This window comes from Frigoribacterium sp. PhB107 (assembly GCF_003751515.1).
Lineage (GTDB): Bacteria > Actinomycetota > Actinomycetes > Actinomycetales > Microbacteriaceae > Frigoribacterium.
This window is the reverse complement of record NZ_RJKU01000002.1, coordinates 651,236-666,209: the sequence shown is the minus strand read 5'-3', so window position 1 is coordinate 666,209 and position 14,974 is coordinate 651,236. Positions and strand designations below refer to the sequence as shown.

The 14,974-nt window shown below is 74.5% G+C and carries 14 protein-coding genes and 1 tRNA gene; 8 read left to right on the top strand and 7 right to left on the bottom strand.

What is annotated here, in order from left to right:
* Window positions 1-29 precede the first annotated feature (29 nt).
* The 4 genes from EDF18_RS11365 to EDF18_RS11350 form a co-directional block, all read right to left on the bottom strand.
* On the bottom strand, window positions 30-233 hold the full coding sequence (locus tag EDF18_RS11365) for a cold-shock protein (RefSeq protein WP_123547899.1): 204 nt from the start codon (window positions 231-233) through the stop codon (window positions 30-32).
* 192 nt (window positions 234-425) lie between these two features.
* Window positions 426-1,016, bottom strand: a complete 591-nt coding sequence (locus tag EDF18_RS11360) for a LytR C-terminal domain-containing protein (protein WP_123547898.1) — start codon at window positions 1,014-1,016, stop codon at window positions 426-428.
* Window positions 1,017-1,042: 26 nt separating this feature from the next.
* Entirely contained in the window at window positions 1,043-1,336 is a 294-nt protein-coding gene (locus EDF18_RS11355) for a DUF3263 domain-containing protein (RefSeq protein WP_123547897.1), read from the bottom strand.
* 91 nt (window positions 1,337-1,427) lie between these two features.
* Complete coding sequence (locus EDF18_RS11350) at window positions 1,428-2,390, bottom strand: DUF2332 domain-containing protein (protein WP_158614668.1); 963 nt, start codon at window positions 2,388-2,390, stop codon at window positions 1,428-1,430.
* Window positions 2,391-2,547: 157 nt separating this feature from the next.
* On the opposite strand from EDF18_RS11350, the gene msrB reads away from it, so the two are divergent.
* Both msrB and EDF18_RS11340 read left to right on the top strand, forming a co-directional pair.
* A complete protein-coding gene (msrB, locus tag EDF18_RS11345) occupies window positions 2,548-2,976 on the top strand; it encodes a peptide-methionine (R)-S-oxide reductase MsrB (protein ID WP_123548307.1) in 429 nt (142 codons plus the stop codon).
* The gene (locus EDF18_RS11340; RefSeq protein ID WP_123547895.1) at window positions 2,976-3,536 is read left to right on the top strand and encodes a nitroreductase family protein; all 561 of its coding nucleotides are present in this window, start codon (window positions 2,976-2,978) and stop codon (window positions 3,534-3,536) included. The genes msrB and EDF18_RS11340 overlap by 1 nt, the downstream gene beginning before the upstream one ends.
* Window positions 3,537-3,614: 78 nt before the next feature.
* Here EDF18_RS11340 and EDF18_RS11335 read toward each other — a convergent pair whose 3' ends face one another.
* Window positions 3,615-3,797, bottom strand: a complete 183-nt coding sequence (locus tag EDF18_RS11335) for a hypothetical protein (RefSeq protein WP_123547894.1) — start codon at window positions 3,795-3,797, stop codon at window positions 3,615-3,617.
* Window positions 3,798-4,002: 205 nt separating this feature from the next.
* Between EDF18_RS11335 and EDF18_RS11330 the strand changes: the two genes are divergently transcribed.
* Window positions 4,003-4,076: transfer RNA gene (locus EDF18_RS11330), tRNA-Thr, on the top strand.
* Window positions 4,077-4,199: 123 nt separating this feature from the next.
* On the top strand, window positions 4,200-5,297 hold the full coding sequence (locus EDF18_RS11325; protein WP_148050089.1) for an FUSC family protein: 1,098 nt from the start codon (window positions 4,200-4,202) through the stop codon (window positions 5,295-5,297).
* On the opposite strand, the gene EDF18_RS11320 is transcribed toward EDF18_RS11325, so the two are convergent.
* Entirely contained in the window at window positions 5,294-5,545 is a 252-nt protein-coding gene (locus tag EDF18_RS11320; RefSeq protein WP_123547892.1) for a hypothetical protein, read from the bottom strand. The genes EDF18_RS11325 and EDF18_RS11320 overlap by 4 nt on opposite strands.
* A 90-nt stretch (window positions 5,546-5,635) precedes the next feature.
* Here EDF18_RS11320 and EDF18_RS11315 point away from each other — a divergent pair, with 90 nt between their 5' ends.
* The 4 genes from EDF18_RS11315 (at window position 5,636) to EDF18_RS11300 (ending at window position 11,272) form a co-directional block, all read left to right on the top strand.
* A complete protein-coding gene (locus EDF18_RS11315; protein ID WP_133738362.1) occupies window positions 5,636-5,917 on the top strand; it encodes a hypothetical protein in 282 nt (93 codons plus the stop codon).
* Window positions 5,918-6,319: 402 nt separating this feature from the next.
* Window positions 6,320-7,282, top strand: coding sequence for a 3-oxoacyl-ACP synthase III (locus EDF18_RS11310; RefSeq protein WP_194614453.1), 963 nt, complete (start codon window positions 6,320-6,322; stop codon window positions 7,280-7,282).
* A gap of 5 nt (window positions 7,283-7,287) precedes the next feature.
* The gene (locus EDF18_RS11305) at window positions 7,288-10,137 is read left to right on the top strand and encodes an alpha/beta fold hydrolase (RefSeq protein ID WP_123548306.1); all 2,850 of its coding nucleotides are present in this window, start codon (window positions 7,288-7,290) and stop codon (window positions 10,135-10,137) included.
* A 151-nt stretch (window positions 10,138-10,288) separates the two neighbouring features.
* Window positions 10,289-11,272: an NAD-dependent epimerase/dehydratase family protein gene (locus EDF18_RS11300; RefSeq protein ID WP_123548305.1), complete on the top strand. Its 984-nt coding sequence runs from the start codon at window positions 10,289-10,291 to the stop codon at window positions 11,270-11,272.
* An 82-nt stretch (window positions 11,273-11,354) separates the two neighbouring features.
* On the opposite strand, the gene EDF18_RS11295 is transcribed toward EDF18_RS11300, so the two are convergent.
* Entirely contained in the window at window positions 11,355-14,843 is a 3,489-nt protein-coding gene (locus EDF18_RS11295) for a bifunctional proline dehydrogenase/L-glutamate gamma-semialdehyde dehydrogenase (RefSeq protein ID WP_123547889.1), read from the bottom strand.
* Window positions 14,844-14,974: the final 131 nt, after the last annotated feature.

Genomic DNA, 14,974 nt, shown 5'->3' with positions numbered 1-14,974 from the left:
GCCCCGCACCTCATGACGCCCGGCAGGGGTCAGGCCAGGCGGACGCTCTCCGCCTGCGGCCCCTTGTCGCCCGTGCCGACCTCGAAGACGACCGCCTGGCCCTCCTCGAGGACCTTGTAGCCGTTCATGTCGATGGCGGAGTAGTGGACGAAGACGTCCTGTCCGCCGTCCGTCACGGTGATGAAGCCGTAGCCCTTCTCCGCGTTGAACCACTTGACGGTGCCCTGTGCCATGGTGTCGTTCCCCTTGCTGTGCTCTGGTGCGGCGCGTGCGGTGGTGCCAGTGCCGGGACCAGATGCTAGCCAGGGCACGCAGGCCCGCAGAAGGCCCGGGCGCCGGGTTAACCCGTCAGAAGTGACGAATTCACACGTTCCGCAACCAGGCGGCAACACGGCCGCAACGGGAAGGCAACGAGGAGGCGCGCCTCAGGGCGCGTAGTCCGCCCCCAGCACCGCGGTCACCGACGAGTCGGGGAACGCGTCGCTCAGCTCGACCGTGGTCGCGCCGAGGTCGCGGGCCACGCCGCGGGCCACGGCCTCGTCGGCCGCGTCGGCGTAGTAGACGATCGTCGAGGGCACGGTGCCGTCGGCGTTGCCCTGGCCGGCCACGGTCCAGCCGGTCTCGGCGAGCGCCAGCGACGCGCTGCTCGCGAGCCCGCTCGTCGTCGTGCCGTTGAGCACGGTGATCGTGGTGACGTCGGGGTCGACGGACGCCGGGTCGGCGGGGGCGACGGTCTCGGCCGGCGTCGTGGGGGCGGCAGTCCCGTCCGTCGCGTCGTCGGCCGGCGTCTCCGACCCGGCCTCGGCCGTCTCGTCGGAGGTCGGAGAGACGAACTGGAAGCTGTCGTTCGCGACGCCGAGGTACACGACGCCCGCGCCGACGAGGACGCCGACCGCGAGGGCGCACCACGCGAAGACGACCCAGCCGCGACCTCGCCGTGCCACGGCTCGGTGGGCCCCGACCCTGTGCAGGTCGCCGGGCACCTCGTCGAATCGGTCGCGGGGGTGTTTCGCCATGGTGTGGTGTCGGTCTTCCGTGTGGGTCAGCGGTCGGTCGGCCCGAACGAGCGGGCGGCCCTCGCCCGCGAGCGCTCCTCGCGCAGTCGCAGGAGCCTCCCCACGAGCATGGGCGAGTAGGCAAGTGCAGCAGGTCTGTCGAGGAGGGAGCCGAGCATCTGCTGATAGCGCGCGGTCGTGAGGCCGAGCTCGCGCCGCACCGCCGCCTCCTTCTGTCCGGACGAGGAAGGGGCACGCTGCTCGAAGTCGAGCAGGGCACGGTCGCGCTCGGACAGCGCGCTCGTGCGCACGTCCCCGCTGCCGCTGCCCTCGTCGCTCACTGCCCCGCCCTCTCGGTCCCGGCCAGCTTAGGGGCGGGCGGCGGAGCAGCCGCGGAGGCGCAGGGCGGTTCGGCCGGTCCGCCCACAGCCGTCAGCCGGTCGTCCACAGGCGGGTGCCGTGGGCGTCACCCACCGCCAGCGCACGCCCGTCGAGGGCGAGCACGGCGAAGGACTCGTCCTGGGGCACCCCGTCGGGCAGGACGACCGGCACGTCGTGCAGCAGGCCCCGCCGCTCGTACGAGATCCACCGCGCACCCAGGCCGCGCACGAGGTCGACGAACTCCTGCCGACGGCGTCCGGGCAGGTAGACGAGCGTGCCGGTCGAGACGACGACGAGCGTCGCGTCCCGGGGAGCCTCGGCCGCGAGCCGCACGAGGTCGTCGAGGGCGTCGCCCCGCTCGACCCGAGGAGGCGCGTCGGCGGCCACCGAGACAGCCTGCCCCAGCAGGGCGGCCCGGCCCGTCGCCCCGGGCGGGAGCAGCGCCTCGAGCCAGCCCACGTCCTCGGCGGAACGCACGTCGAGCGGGTCGAGGTCGAGTCCCGCGCGCCAGACGACCTCGGGCAGCCGAACCTCGCCGAGGTCGCCGTGCACGACGACCTCGAGCTGGACGGGGCTGTCCGGGGCGCCCCAGCGGACGTCGTCCGCGCGGTGCCCGTAGCGGTCGGGCAGCAGGCCGAGGCCGGCCGAGGCGCCGACCTCGAGCAGGGCCACCGGCCCCTCCACCCGGGCGAGGGCGAGCGACACGGGGCTGGTGCGCCGCACGTCGTTGGTCTGCGTGAGCCGCCGGCCGAGCTCGTCGAGGAACCGGTCGGGGTGGTCGAGCAGCCAGCGCCGCAGCTCAGGCCAGGGGCCGGGGGGCGCACCCAGCCACCTCGCGACGGCGAGCACGAGCACCGGCTGGCGCCGCGCCTCCTCGGCTCGCTCGACCAGCGCGAGCACCTCGGCGTCCGCGGCGACGCCCCGGGCCGCGGACGCCCAGGCCGGCGAGCCCTCGAGCAGGACGGCGTCCGCGTAGGCGGCGAAGCGGTCGGAGAGGGTCGGCGGCGAGGTCACCGGCCGAGTCTCGCACCCCTGGGAGGCAGCCCCGAGGAGGCGGCGGCGCGGAATGGGCGTCGGCGGCGCGGTGTTCAATGGAGAGTCCCCGACGAGCAGGCCCCGACGCCTGCGAGTCCCCCCTGACGCAGAGGAGTGCACCATGGCGAACGAGCCCGTGTCGTACCAGGTCGAGAAGTCCGACGAAGAGTGGCGTCGTGAGCTCGACCCCCAGGCCTACCAGGTGCTCCGCCAGGCGGCCACCGAGCGGCCGTGGACGGGCGAGCTGCTCGACGAGAGCCGTGCCGGCGTCTACGCCTGCGCCGCCTGCGGCGCCGAGCTCTTCAAGAGCGGCACCAAGTTCGACAGCGGCTGCGGCTGGCCGAGCTTCTACGAGTCGGTCGACCCGGAGGCCGTCCAGCTGATCGAGGACGACTCGCTCGGCATGGTCCGCACCGAGGTCCGCTGCGCGACCTGCGGGTCGCACCTCGGCCACGTGTTCCCCGACGGCTTCGGCACCCCGACCGGCGACCGCTACTGCATGAACTCGATCTCGCTCGACTTCAAGGCCGAGGGCACCTCGGCCGGCGACCAGGCCCAGGCCTGATGGGCGCCGTCGCCGACGCTGCCCGCCGGCGACGGTCCCGCTCGAAGGTGACCGACGAGGCGCCCGGACACGAGCAGCTGCTCGAGCTCGTGCAGGCGGCCGCGACGGTGGCCGACCACTCGTCGTTGCGGCCGTGGCGCCTCATCGAGCTGCGCGGCGACGACCGTCTGCTGATCGGTCGAGGGCTCGCCGAGGCGAGCGGTGCCGACGGGAAGTCTGCCGAGAAGCTCGAGCAGAAGGCCCTGCGGGCGCCGCTCGTCCTCGCCGTCGTGTTGTCGCCCGTCGAGAGCCGCAAGGTTCCCGAGTGGGAACAGGAGAGCGTCGCCTCGGGCGTCGCCCACCTGCTGTCGCTCGTGCTCGACGACGAGGGCTGGGGCGTGTTCTGGCGCACCGGCACCGACACCCGCCACGAGGCGGTGCACCGGGCCCACGGGCTGGCGCCGCACGAGAAGCTGCTCGGCTGGCTCTACGTCGGCGGGCGGACCGAGCGCGACGAGAAGCCCCGCAAGCTGCTCGAGCCCGGGCGCTTCGTCAGCGCACCGGGCTCGGCGACGGCCTAGGCCTCAGCAGACAGGCTGCGCCTGGCAGGCGGTGCTCACCAGGCTGTGGACTACCAGGCTGCGTCTACCAGGCTGCGTCTACCAGGACTTGCGGCTCTGCCCCACGACGGTGATCGGCAGCCAGAACGAGCCGGTCATGAGCACGATGCCCGCGAAGAAGACGAAGGCGTTGGGCTCGTCCTGGCCGAACGAGTACGCGAAGAGCGCGAAGCTCGCGAGCAGCAGGATGATCGAGCCGATGGCGGTCAGGACGTTGGTCATGGGAGCTCCTCGTGGTCGGTGCCCGGGGCGACCGGGCGCGACCGCACGGGTCGCTGCAGCTCCTACTTCACCACTTGCGCCGGGTCTGCGCCAATCCTGCGTGGCGTGCAGGCCGCCAGCCGTGCCCCGGCCCGTGCTCGCTGCCCTCGTCCGTCGCCTTCGCCCGTCGCCTGTCGGACGTCGGATCGGTAAGATGGTCCCGCCCGCCGCCTTGGCGCAGTCCGGTAGCGCAGTGCTCTTGTAAAGCGAAGGTCGTCGGTTCGAATCCGACAGGCGGCTCCCCCGGCCCCGTCCCGCCCCTCGGCGAGGCGGGGCCTTCCCCGTGCCGCCTCAGCCCTCACCCTGCCACCCCGCCCCGCAGCACCCGACGACGTGCGCTCCCGACGAGAGGACCTCTCGACCGTGCCGTCCCGCCCGCCCGCCGCCGCCTCCGGCAGCCCCTTCCCCCGTCCCCGAGACCTGCTGCGCGTGGGGCCGCACGACGGCGCCCACCTGCCCGCCCTCCGCGTGGCCGTCTCGGTCGTGCTGCCGCTCGCCGTGCTCGTCGCGATCGGGCACGCGGAGTGGGCGCCCTACGCGACCTTCGGCGCGTTCGCCTCGGCGTTCGGCCGCGGACTCGGACGCGTGCAGCGCCTCGGCATGCAGCTCGAGGCGGGCGCGCTGCTCGTCGGGGTCGTCGTGCTCGGCACGGTCCTCTCGGCGGTGCAGCTGCCCGCCGTGGCCCTGGTGCCGGTCGTGGCGCTCGTGGCGGGGGCGGCCTCCGTGGTCGCGGACGTGCGCGGCTGGAACCCGCCCGGCCCCCTCTTCCCGGTCTTCGGGCTCGGCGTCTGCGCCTTCGTGCCGGCCCTGCCGTCGAGCATCGGCGTCGCGGCGGTCGTGTCGTCCCTGAGCGTGCTGGTCGCCCTCGCGACCTCGCTCGTCGGCCTGGTCCGCCGCTCCGGCCGACGGGCCCTCGCGGAGCCCGGCGCCCGGGTCGTCGCGCGTCCGGTCATCGCCGTCGACCTGCGCCGTGCCCTCCTGCACGCCGGCGTCTGCCTGGTGGCCTCGCTCGCGGCCGGTCTCCTCAGCGTCGGGCTGGGGCTGCAGAACCCGTACTGGGCGATGGTGTCCGCCGTGGTGCCCGTCGTGGGCCGCGCGACGTCGGCCCAGTTGCTGCGAGCCGGCCACCGCCTCCTCGGCACGGTCGTGGGGCTGGGCCTCGCGGCCCTGCTCCTGGTCCTGCAGCCGAGCGCCGTCGCGCTCGTCGTCGCCTTCGGGGTGCTCCAGTTCGCGACCGAGCTCGTCGTCGCGCGGAACTACGGCCTGGCCCTGGTGTTCATCACGCCGATGGCACTCGGCATGCCCGCGATCGGGGGCGGGCCCGTCGACGTGGGGGCCCTGATCGCGGCCCGCGGCGCCGACACGGCGATCGGGGTGGGCATCGTCGTGCTGGTGCTCCTCGCGACGCACCGGCTCCGCAGCACGCCGGCGTCGGACAGGACGTCCGCCAGGCCCGTCTAGGAGGCGTCAGCCTGGGCGCGCGCCCGACGGTCGCCCCGGGACCACCAGACGAGGTCCGCGACGCCCTGCGCGATGAGCAGCACGGCGACGACGGACACGATCAGCGTGATCGTCTCGACCGGCCCGCCGGAGGTGAGGGTCAGCAGCTGCACGACGAGCCCGAGCACGCCGAGGACGATCTCGAAGACAGGAGGCAGGACGGTGCCGGTCTTCGTCAGCGTGAACCAGGGGCGGCGGAGTTCGCTCATGGTCCGAGTCTAGGGAGGACGTATCCTCGACCGGGGCGCCCCCGGACGGCGACACGCACGCCGCCGCGCGGCACGACACAGGAGGCCATCGTGAGGACCAGGCAGGTGCGCGTCGACCCCGACGTCCCGAACTGGCTGCTGACGAAGGACGGCGGCCTCGTGCGGCCGGTCGTGACCGTCCTCTCCGCCGGGCTGCTCGCGGCCAGCATCCTCACGAGCCTGCTCGTCGGGGGCGGCAGCCTCACCGTCGTCGCCGTGCTGCTGCTCGTCGCCGCCGTCGCGGTGACCGCCTGGGCCGTCGTCGACGTCGTCTGGTGGACCCTCGGCGGTCGTCGCCGCATCGTCCGGCTGCCGCGCGACCCGGACAGCTGACACCTCTCCGACCCTCGAGACATGCTCGCGAGGGCATGTTCGTGCCCCGCGATCCTGGCAACCGCACAGAGAACTGCGCCGTAAACTCGACCGATGCACCCGACCGGTGCTCACGATCTCCCGGCTGCCGACGACCACCGTTCGTCGCCCGAGCCGGTGCACACGCCCGAGACAATTCGACAGGGAGTCCCGTTGACAGGACACGCCACGACAGGCGCGGCGCCCACCGACGCCGCCTTCTTCGGAGCCGACGACGCGACCCTCGAGGCCGACGCTGCCGAGCGCGAGGCAGGTGCCGCCTCCGCAGCCGCACGGGACGACGGCACCGCGGTCCCCGCCGTGGGGGCCGGCAACGCCACCACGCGCCACCGCAACGTCGCGCTGCTCAGCGTCGCGAGCACCATGGCGACCCGCGTGACCACCTCCGCCAGCATCGACGAGAAGCTCCGCCCGGTGCTCAAGCGCCTCAAGCTGCCCACGGGCCTGCTGCAGCGCGTCGCCGGCGTCGAGGAGCGCCGCAACTGGGCCGAGGGCCAGAGCTTCGACGAGGCCGCGATCGACGCCGGCAAGCGGGCGCTGGCCGAGGCCGGCGTCCGGCCCGACCAGGTGGGCCTGCTCATCAACACCTCCGTGACGAGGCCGCATCTCGAGCCCTCGGTGGCCGTCCGGCTGCACCACGGTCTCGGGCTGCCCTCGTCCGCCACGAACTTCGACATCGCGAACGCGTGCCTGGGCTTCGTCAACGGCATGACGCTCGCCGCGCAGCTGATCGACGCCGGCCAGATCGACTACGCCGTGATCATCGACGGCGAGGACGCCGACGACGTCCAGGTCAATACGATCGACCGCCTCCTGACCAAGGGCTACGAGCGCGACGACTTCATGAGCGAGTTCGCGAGCCTGACGCTCGGCTCCGGCGCCGCGGCGGCCGTGATCGGCCGTGCCGACCGCCACCCCGAGGGGCACCGCATCCTCGGCGGCGTCACCCGTGCGGCGACCGAGAACTACGACCTCTGCGTCGGCAGCGTCGACGGCATGTTCACCGACGCGAAGGCCCTCCTCAAGCGCGGCATGGAGCTCGTCGTCTCGGCCTGGAAGGAGGCGGCCCGCGACTGGAACTGGCAGCGCATGGACCGCTACATCATGCACCAGGTCAGCGACGTGCACACCGGTGCCTTCGTCAAGGCCGCGGGCATCGACCGCAAGCGCGTCCCGCTCACCTACCCCACCCTCGGCAACGTCGGCCCGGCGTCGATCCCGATCACCCTCGTCGAGGAGTCGCGCACCCTCTCCAAGGGCGACCGCGTGCTGCTGATGGGCGTCGGCTCGGGCATCAACACCGCGATGATGGAGCTCGCCTGGTGAGTCGCCTGCCCTCGGCCGCGCGGGCGACGTCGCCCGCGACGCTCCCCCCGGCCGGGCTCGACGGCCTCGACCCGTCGTGGTCGCGGCTGGTGACCGTGCCTGCAGGAGGCGTCGAGCGCGTCGAGCGCACGTGGCACCTCCTCGACAACGCGGCCTCGCTCGAGGAACTCGGGGCGTTTCCCGTCGGCACCGTGCTCTGCGTGCACGGCAACCCGACCTGGTCGTACCTCTGGCGTCGTCTCGTGGCGCAGGCGACCGAGGCCGCCGCGGCCGGCCGGCCCGCGTGGCGGGTCGTCGCCGTCGACCAGCTCGACATGGGCTTCTCGGAGCGGACCGGCGTCGAGCGGGGGCTGCCTCAGCGGATCGCCGACCTCGCCGCGCTGACCGCCGAGCTCGGCCTCGACGGCCCCGTCGTCACGCTCGGACACGACTGGGGCGGCGTCGTCTCGATGGGCTGGGCGGTCGACCACCCCGGCCAGCTCGCAGCCGTGACGATGCTCAACACGGCGATCCACCAGCCGGCCGACGAGCCGATCCCGGCGCCCCTCCGCCTGACGCTCGCCCGCGGCGTCCTGGGACGCGCGACGGTCGCGACGACCGGGTTCATCGACGTGACGCTCGGGCTCGCCCACCCGCGGCTCACGGACACCGTCCGTGCCGGTTACCGCGCGCCCTACCTGTCGGCTGCGCGCCGTGGCGGCGTCGGCGGGTTCGTGGCCGACATCCCCACGGGCCAGCAGCACCCGAGCCGCGCCGAGCTCGACCGGATCGCCGCCGCCCTGCGCGACCTCACGGTGCCGAGCCTGATGCTCTGGGGACCGCGCGACCCGATCTTCGGCGATCGCTACCTCGACGACCTCGCCGACCGCCTCCCGCACGCCGACGTGCACCGCTTCGAGGGCGCGGGGCACATGATCGCCGAGGACGTCGACTACGCGGCTGCCGTGCTGACCTGGCTGGGCGACCGGTTCCCCGAGGGGCCGACCCGCGCCTCCTCGGCCGGTGACGGCCGTGCCGCCTCGACCGGCGACGGTGCAGTGGCGACGACCCCCGCGCCCATGGCCACCGACCCGCGAGGCACGGCGGCGACGACCGCCGAGGAGGCGCCCGGCACCGCCCAGGACCGCCCGCTCTGGTCGCACCTCGACTCCCTGGCCGACAGCCCCGAGGCCGCCCTGCTCGAGATGGTGCCGCACGGGGCCGCGCGCGGCTCCGGCCCCCGCCGGGTCAGCTGGCGGCTGCTCAGCCGACGCGTGCACGAGATCGCGCTCGGCCTCCGCAAGCACGGCGTGCGACCGGGCGACCGGGTGTCGCTGCTCGTGCAGCCCGGGGCCGACCTCACCGCCGTGCTCTACGCCTGCGTGCGGATCGGGGCCGTGGTCGTTGTCGCCGACGCCGGGCTCGGCGTCCGCGGGCTCACCCGTGCCGTGCGCGGCGCCTGGCCCGACCACGTCATCGGCCAGCTGCCCGGCCTGACCGCTGCACGCGCCCTCGGCTGGCCGGGACGCGTCGTCTCGACCCAGCGCCTCTCGCCCGTCCTGGCCCGCTCGCTCGGCGTCGAGACATCACTGCCCGAGATCGCCGCCCTCGGTCGTCGTGCCCACGCCGCGATGGCCGAGCTGCCCGAGCCGCCCGCGGCCGAGGCACCCGCCGCGATCCTCTTCACGTCCGGCTCGACGGGGCCCGCCAAGGGCGTCGTCTACCGGCACGGCCAGCTGACCGCGCTGCGCGACGCACTCGCCGACCGGTACGGCGTCGGACCCGGCACCGGCCTCGTCGCTGGCTTCGCCCCCTTCGCCCTGCTCGGCCCCGCGCTCGGCGCGACGAGCGTGACGCCCGACATGGACGTCACCTCGCCCCGCACGCTGACCGCCCGTGCCGTCGCGGCGGCGGCCCAGGCGGTCGACGCGACGGTCGTGTTCCTCTCCCCCGCCGCGCTGACCAACGTGGTCGCCACCGCGGACCAGCTCGACGACGCCGGTCGCCGGGCACTCGCCGGGGTGTCGACGTTCCTGTCGGCCGGCGCCCCCGTCTCGGCGACGCTGCTCGCCGCCGCGGGCGACCTCATGCCGCGAGCCGTGCCGCACACCCCCTACGGCATGACCGAGGGCCTCCTGATGACCGACGTCACGCTCGACGAGGTCCGCGAGGCCGCGAGCGACCCGTCGGCGAACGGGGTCTGCGTCGGACGGCCTGCGCCGACCGTCCAGGTGCGCGTCGCTCCGCTCGACGAGGCGGGGCGCGCCTCCGACGCGTTCTCCGACGCCGTCGGCGTCACGGGCGAGATCGTCGTGTCGGCGCCGCACCTCAAGCACGGGTACGACCGGCTGTGGCTGACCGACCGGGCCAGCGTGCGCGGCGTGGGCGACACGACCGGCGTGGGCGGTGCTGCCGTCGGGACCGACGCCTCCTCGGCCGGGTCGTCCGGTCGGTGGCACCGCACCGGCGACGTCGGACACCTCGACGAGCAGGGCCGGCTCTGGGTCGAGGGGCGCCTGCCGCACGTCGTGACGACCGCCTCCGGCCCCCTGACCCCGGTCGCCGCCGAGCAGGCCGCCGAGTCGCTCGCCGGCGTCGCGAGGGCGGCCGTCGTCGGCGTCGGACCGGCAGGCACGCAGCAGGTCGTCGTCGTCTGCGAGGGATCCCCCGCCGTCCGGCGTCCCGGGCTCGCGGCCGCCGACCTCGCCGCCGACGTGCGGGCGGCCGTGCTCGACGCCGTCGGCCACCGCGTCGCCGCCGTGCTCGTCGTGCCGGTGCTGCCGACCGACGTGCGCCACAACAGCAAGATCGACCGCGCGCGCCTCGCGACGTGGGCGGCGTCCGTGCTGTCGGGCGGACGGATGCGCCGCCCGTGAGGGTGACCGCGCCCACGCCCCGGCCCGCGCCCGACGGGCGGGCGGGTTCGTCGTCGGCGGGCCGTCGTGGCCGCCCGTGCGCGACGGACACGACCGTGCACGCAGTCTCCGCAGCTCCCGCACCCGCCGCACCTGCCGCGGGGCCGCGCCCGTGAGGGTGCTGGTCACGGGCGCGAGCGGCCTGCTCGGCGGTGCGGTCGCCCGGGCCGTCGCGGCGGCCGGGCACGAGGTCACGACGTTCCAGCGTCGACCTTCGGGCATCGCAGGGGTGCGCGACGTCGCTGGCTCGATGACCGACGCCGCGGCCGTCTCGGCGGCGGTCGACGGGCAGGAGGCGGTGGTCCACCTGGCCGCCAAGGTCTCGCTGGCCGGCGACCCCGCCGACTTCGAGGCCGTCAACGTCGGGGGCACGAGCTCCCTGCTCGACGCGATGCGCGCCTCCGGCGTGGCCCGCCTCGTCTTCGTCTCGTCGCCCTCGGTGGCTCACGGAGGCGCGTCGATCGTCGGCGAGGACGCCGCGCCGGCGTCCCCCTCGCGGGCACGCGGCGACTACGCCCGCACGAAGGCCGCGGCCGAGCTGCTCGCCCTCGCCGCCGCGACGGACGACCTGCGCGTCGTCGCCGTGCGCCCGCACCTGGTCTGGGGGCCCGGCGACACGCAGCTCGTCGAGCGCATCGTCGAGCGGGCCCGACAGGGGCGGCTGCCGCTGCTCGACCACGGGGCCGCCCTGATCGACTCGACCTACGTCGACAACGCCGCCTCGGGCATCGCCGCCGCGCTTGAGCGGGTCGACGTCCTCTCGGGCCGCGCCTACGTGATCACCAACGGCGAGCCGCGCACGGTCGCCGACCTGATGGCGGGGATCTGCGCCGCGGGCGGCGCGCCGGTGCCGCGCCTCCGCGTGCCCGCCGGGCTCGCCCGGTTCGCGGGCTCGCTCGTCGAGCGCGTCTGGGCCGTGCGGCCCGGTGCCGACGAGCCGCCCATGACGAGGTTCCTCGCGGAGCAGCTCTCGACGGCGCACTGGTTCGATCAGCGACGCACGCAGCACGACCTCCGGTGGACGCCCGAGGTGTCGGTCGACGAGGGCCTCCGCCGCCTGGCCGCCTGGTACGACGCGGGCAGCCCCGCAGTCTGACGACCAGCGAGATCGAGGTGACGCTCCGCAGGGGTCTTGCGACACGAGACGCCCTCGGAGCGTCACCTCGATCCCGACCGGGCTAGATGACCGCGTCGCTCCAGCCGTCGGGGTTGCCGAAGCGGTGCGCTGTGATCGACACGGCCTGCTCGCGCAGGAACGGCAGCAGCTCGAGTCGTCCGGTCGGCGTGACCGGTGCGGCGAAGACCGCGACGGCCGGGTCGCCGCCGAGCGCGTCGGCGAGGGCCGAGGAGGCGGCGCCCCCGTCGGCAGCACCCGTCACGAGGCGCACGCGCTCGGTCCGCAGCCCGCCCGCCCGGACGCGGTCGTGCCAGGCGTCGTCGCTCTCGACCCGGATCGCTCCGACGCCGAGGCCGAGCGCTGAGACGAACGGCTCGGGCAGGGCCGTGGCGACCGACGCCGTGAAAGGCGACCCCGAGCGGAGGCCGGCGAGCAGCACGCGCACCACGTCGGCGAGGGAGGCGCCCTCGGCAGCGCGCACCGTCACCGCGAGCGGGCGGTAGCGCAGCAGGTCGCGCTCGAGCCCGAGCTGGCTGACGTCGCGGGCGACGCCGAACTCGGAGGCCCAGACGTGTTCGTCGGTGGCGACGGCCGCCGCGACCAGGTCGGCGTCGGCTCCGAGCGACGGGGTCGCGGCGCGGAGGGCGGCGGCGACGGGCTTCGCGGGCCGCGCCTCCTTCGAGGCAGCACCGGCGAGCGTCGTCGGCGTCCACGACCCGAGGTGCACGAGGTAATTCGGGCCACCGGCCTTGGCTCCGGCGCCGACCGACGACTTCTTCCAGCCGCCGAACGGCTGGCGTCGGACGACCGCGCCGGTGATGCCGCGGTTGACGTAGAGGTTGCCGGCCTCGACGCCGTCGAGCCAGGTCGACAGCTCGGCAGGGTCGAGGGTGTGCAGCCCGGCGGTGAGGCCGTAGTCGGTGGCGTTCTGCAGCGCGATCGCCTCGTCGAGGGTCGCGGCCGTCATGACGCCGAGCACCGGGCCGAAGTACTCGGTCAGGTGGAACTCGCTGCCCGCGGCCACCCCGGCGCGCACGCCGGGCGACCAGAGGCGGCCGCTGTCGTCGAGCCGACGGGGCGCGACGAGCCAGGACTCCCCCGCGCCCAGGGTCGTCAGGGCGCGCTCGAGCTTGCCCGACGCAGGCTCGATGATCGGGCCCATCTGGGTCGTGGGCTCGGACGGGTAGCCGACGCGCATGGTCGAGGCCGCGTCGACCAGCTGGCGACGGAACCGCTCGGAGGTGCCGACCGAGCCGACGAGGATCACGAGGCTCGCGGCCGAGCACTTCTGCCCGGCGTGGCCGAACGCCGACTTGATCACGTCGGCGGCCGCGAGGTCGAGGTCGGCGCTCGGCGTGACGATGATGGCGTTCTTGCCGCTCGTCTCGGCGAGCAGCGGCAGGTCGGTGCGCCAGCTCGTGAACAGCGCGGCCGTCTCGAAAGCACCGGTGAGGATCACGCGGTCGACGGAAGGATGCGAGACGAGGTGGCGGCCGAGGTCGCCCTCGTCCACGTCGACGAGCCGCAGCACGTCGCGGGGCACGCCGGCCTCCCACAGCGCCTCGACCATGACGGCGCCGCAGCGCTTCGCCTGGCCGGCCGGCTTCACGACGACGCTGCTGCCCGCGGCGAGCGCCGCGAGCGTCGAGCCGGCGGGGATCGCGACGGGGAAGTTCCACGGCGGGGTCACGAGCGTCAGGCGCTCGGGCACGAAGTCGGCGCCGTCGACGACGTCCAGCTCCTCGGCGAGGTGGGCGTACCAGTTGGCGAAGTCGATCGCCTCGCTGACCTCGACGTCGCCCTCGGCGACGGTCTTGCCGGTCTCGCTCGCGGCGACCTCCATCAGGTCGGCCCGTCGGGCGGCCAGCGTGACGGCGGCGGCACGGAGGACCTCGGCCCGGCCCGCGCCTCCTCGTGCCGCCCAGGCGGGCTGTGCCGCGACCGCGCCGGCGACGATCTCGTCGAGCACGGAGGCGTCGGTCACCCGCGCCTGCTCGATGAGGTCGACGCCGAGCACCGAGTCGGTCGAGCGACGCTGGATCTCGCGGCCCCAGGCGCGGTTGTCGGCCTTGGCGGGGTCGGTGTCGGGCTCGTTGTCGAAGCCGCTGCCGGCGTCGCGCGGCCGGAGCGCCTGGGCGTCGTCGAGCCGGCTCTGCACGCGGTGCGGGGCGGGCGCCTCGACGTCGACGTCGGCGAGCGAGGCGAGGAACCGGCCCTTCTCGCGCTCGAACATCGCCTCGTTCGAGGCGAGCTCGAAGACGGCCGACATGAAGTTCTCGCTCGAGGCGTTCTCCTCGAGGCGGCGGATCAGGTAGCTGATGGCGACGTCGAACTCGCGCGGGTGCACGACCGGCGTGTAGAGCAGCAGCCCGCCGACGTCGGCCTTGACGAGCTCGGCCTGACCCTCGGCCATGCCGAGCAGCATCTCGAACTCGACGCGGCCGCCGACGCCTCGCGCCTCGGCGAGGAGGTGCGCGAAGGCGATGTCGAAGAGGTTGTGGCCCGCGACGCCGATCTTCACCGCGCGCGCGCGCTCGGGCGTCAGCGCCCAGGCGAGCACGCGCTTGTAGTTCGTGTCGCTGGCCTGCTTCGTGTCGTAGGTGGCGAGCGGCCACTCGTGCACGACGGCGTCGACGGTCTCCATGGCGAGGTTGGCGCCCTTGACCACGCGGACCTTGATCGACGCCCCGCCCGCGTCGACCCGTCGGGTCGCCCACTCGGTCAGACCCTGCAGGGCGCCGAGGGCGTCGGGCAGGTACGTCTGCAGCACGATGCCGGCCTCGAGGCCCTGCAGCTGCGGCTGGTCGAGGAGGCGAGTGAAGACCGCGATCGTCAGGTCGAGGTCGCGGTACTCCTCCATGTCGAGGTTGATGAACTTGGGCTCGCGCGAGCGGGCGGCGAGCTCGTAGAGGGGCGTGAGCTTCTCGACGACCCGCTCGACGGTCTCGTCGAAAGCCCACATCGAGAGCTGGCTGACGATCGACGACACCTTGATCGAGACGTAGTCGACGTCGTCGCGCTCGAGCAGGGCTCGGGTGCCCGCGAGGCGGTGCTCGGCCTCGGCGTCGCCGAGCACGGCCTCGCCGAGCAGGTTGAGGTTGAGGCGCGTGCCCTCGGCCTTGATGCTGCTGATCGCCGCGCCGAGCTTCGCCGGGCGGGCGTCGGCGATGAGGTGGCCGACCATGCCGCGCAGCACGCGCCGGGCGACGGGCACGACGACGCCGGGCAGCACGGGGGCGACGACGCCGCCGACCCTGACGGCGCCGCGCATGTACCAGGGCAGGAAGGCGGGCACCTGCGAGGCGAGGCGCGACAGGTTGCGGGCGGCGACGCTGAGGTCCTCCGGGCGGACGACGCGGTCGACGAAGCCGATGGTGAAGGCGAGGCCCGACTCGTCCTTGAGCACCTGCGCGAGCAGGTGGGCCGAGTCGGTGCTGGGCGCCGACGACGCCTCGTGCGCCCAGCGGCGGGCCAGGGCGACGGCGTCGTCGCCGATCGACTCCGGGAGGGCTGCAGCTGCCGGCCGGGCCGGCTGGTCGATGGTGGTCATGCGGTCACGATAAGTCCGGAACTTGCCAGTCGGCAAGGTTTGACACACGACCGTAACGTGGCGGCCTGCCCCTGCCTCCTGCACAGGCGACCGACGCCTCCTCGGCAGGGTCCGCGACCGACCCGTCCTCT

Coding starts and splice junctions, on each gene's coding strand:
- EDF18_RS11360 (WP_123547898.1), bottom strand. CDS start 1,016: ATGGCGAAACACCCCCGCGACCGATTCGACGAGGTGCCCGGCGACCTG.
- EDF18_RS11365 (WP_123547899.1), bottom strand. CDS start 233: ATGGCACAGGGCACCGTCAAGTGGTTCAACGCGGAGAAGGGCTACGGC.
- EDF18_RS11320 (WP_123547892.1), bottom strand. CDS start 5,545: ATGAGCGAACTCCGCCGCCCCTGGTTCACGCTGACGAAGACCGGCACC.
- EDF18_RS11295 (WP_123547889.1), bottom strand. CDS start 14,843: ATGACCACCATCGACCAGCCGGCCCGGCCGGCAGCTGCAGCCCTCCCG.
- EDF18_RS11335 (WP_123547894.1), bottom strand. CDS start 3,797: ATGACCAACGTCCTGACCGCCATCGGCTCGATCATCCTGCTGCTCGCG.
- EDF18_RS11340 (WP_123547895.1), top strand. CDS start 2,976: ATGGGCGCCGTCGCCGACGCTGCCCGCCGGCGACGGTCCCGCTCGAAG.
- EDF18_RS11310 (WP_194614453.1), top strand. CDS start 6,320: ATGGCGACCCGCGTGACCACCTCCGCCAGCATCGACGAGAAGCTCCGC.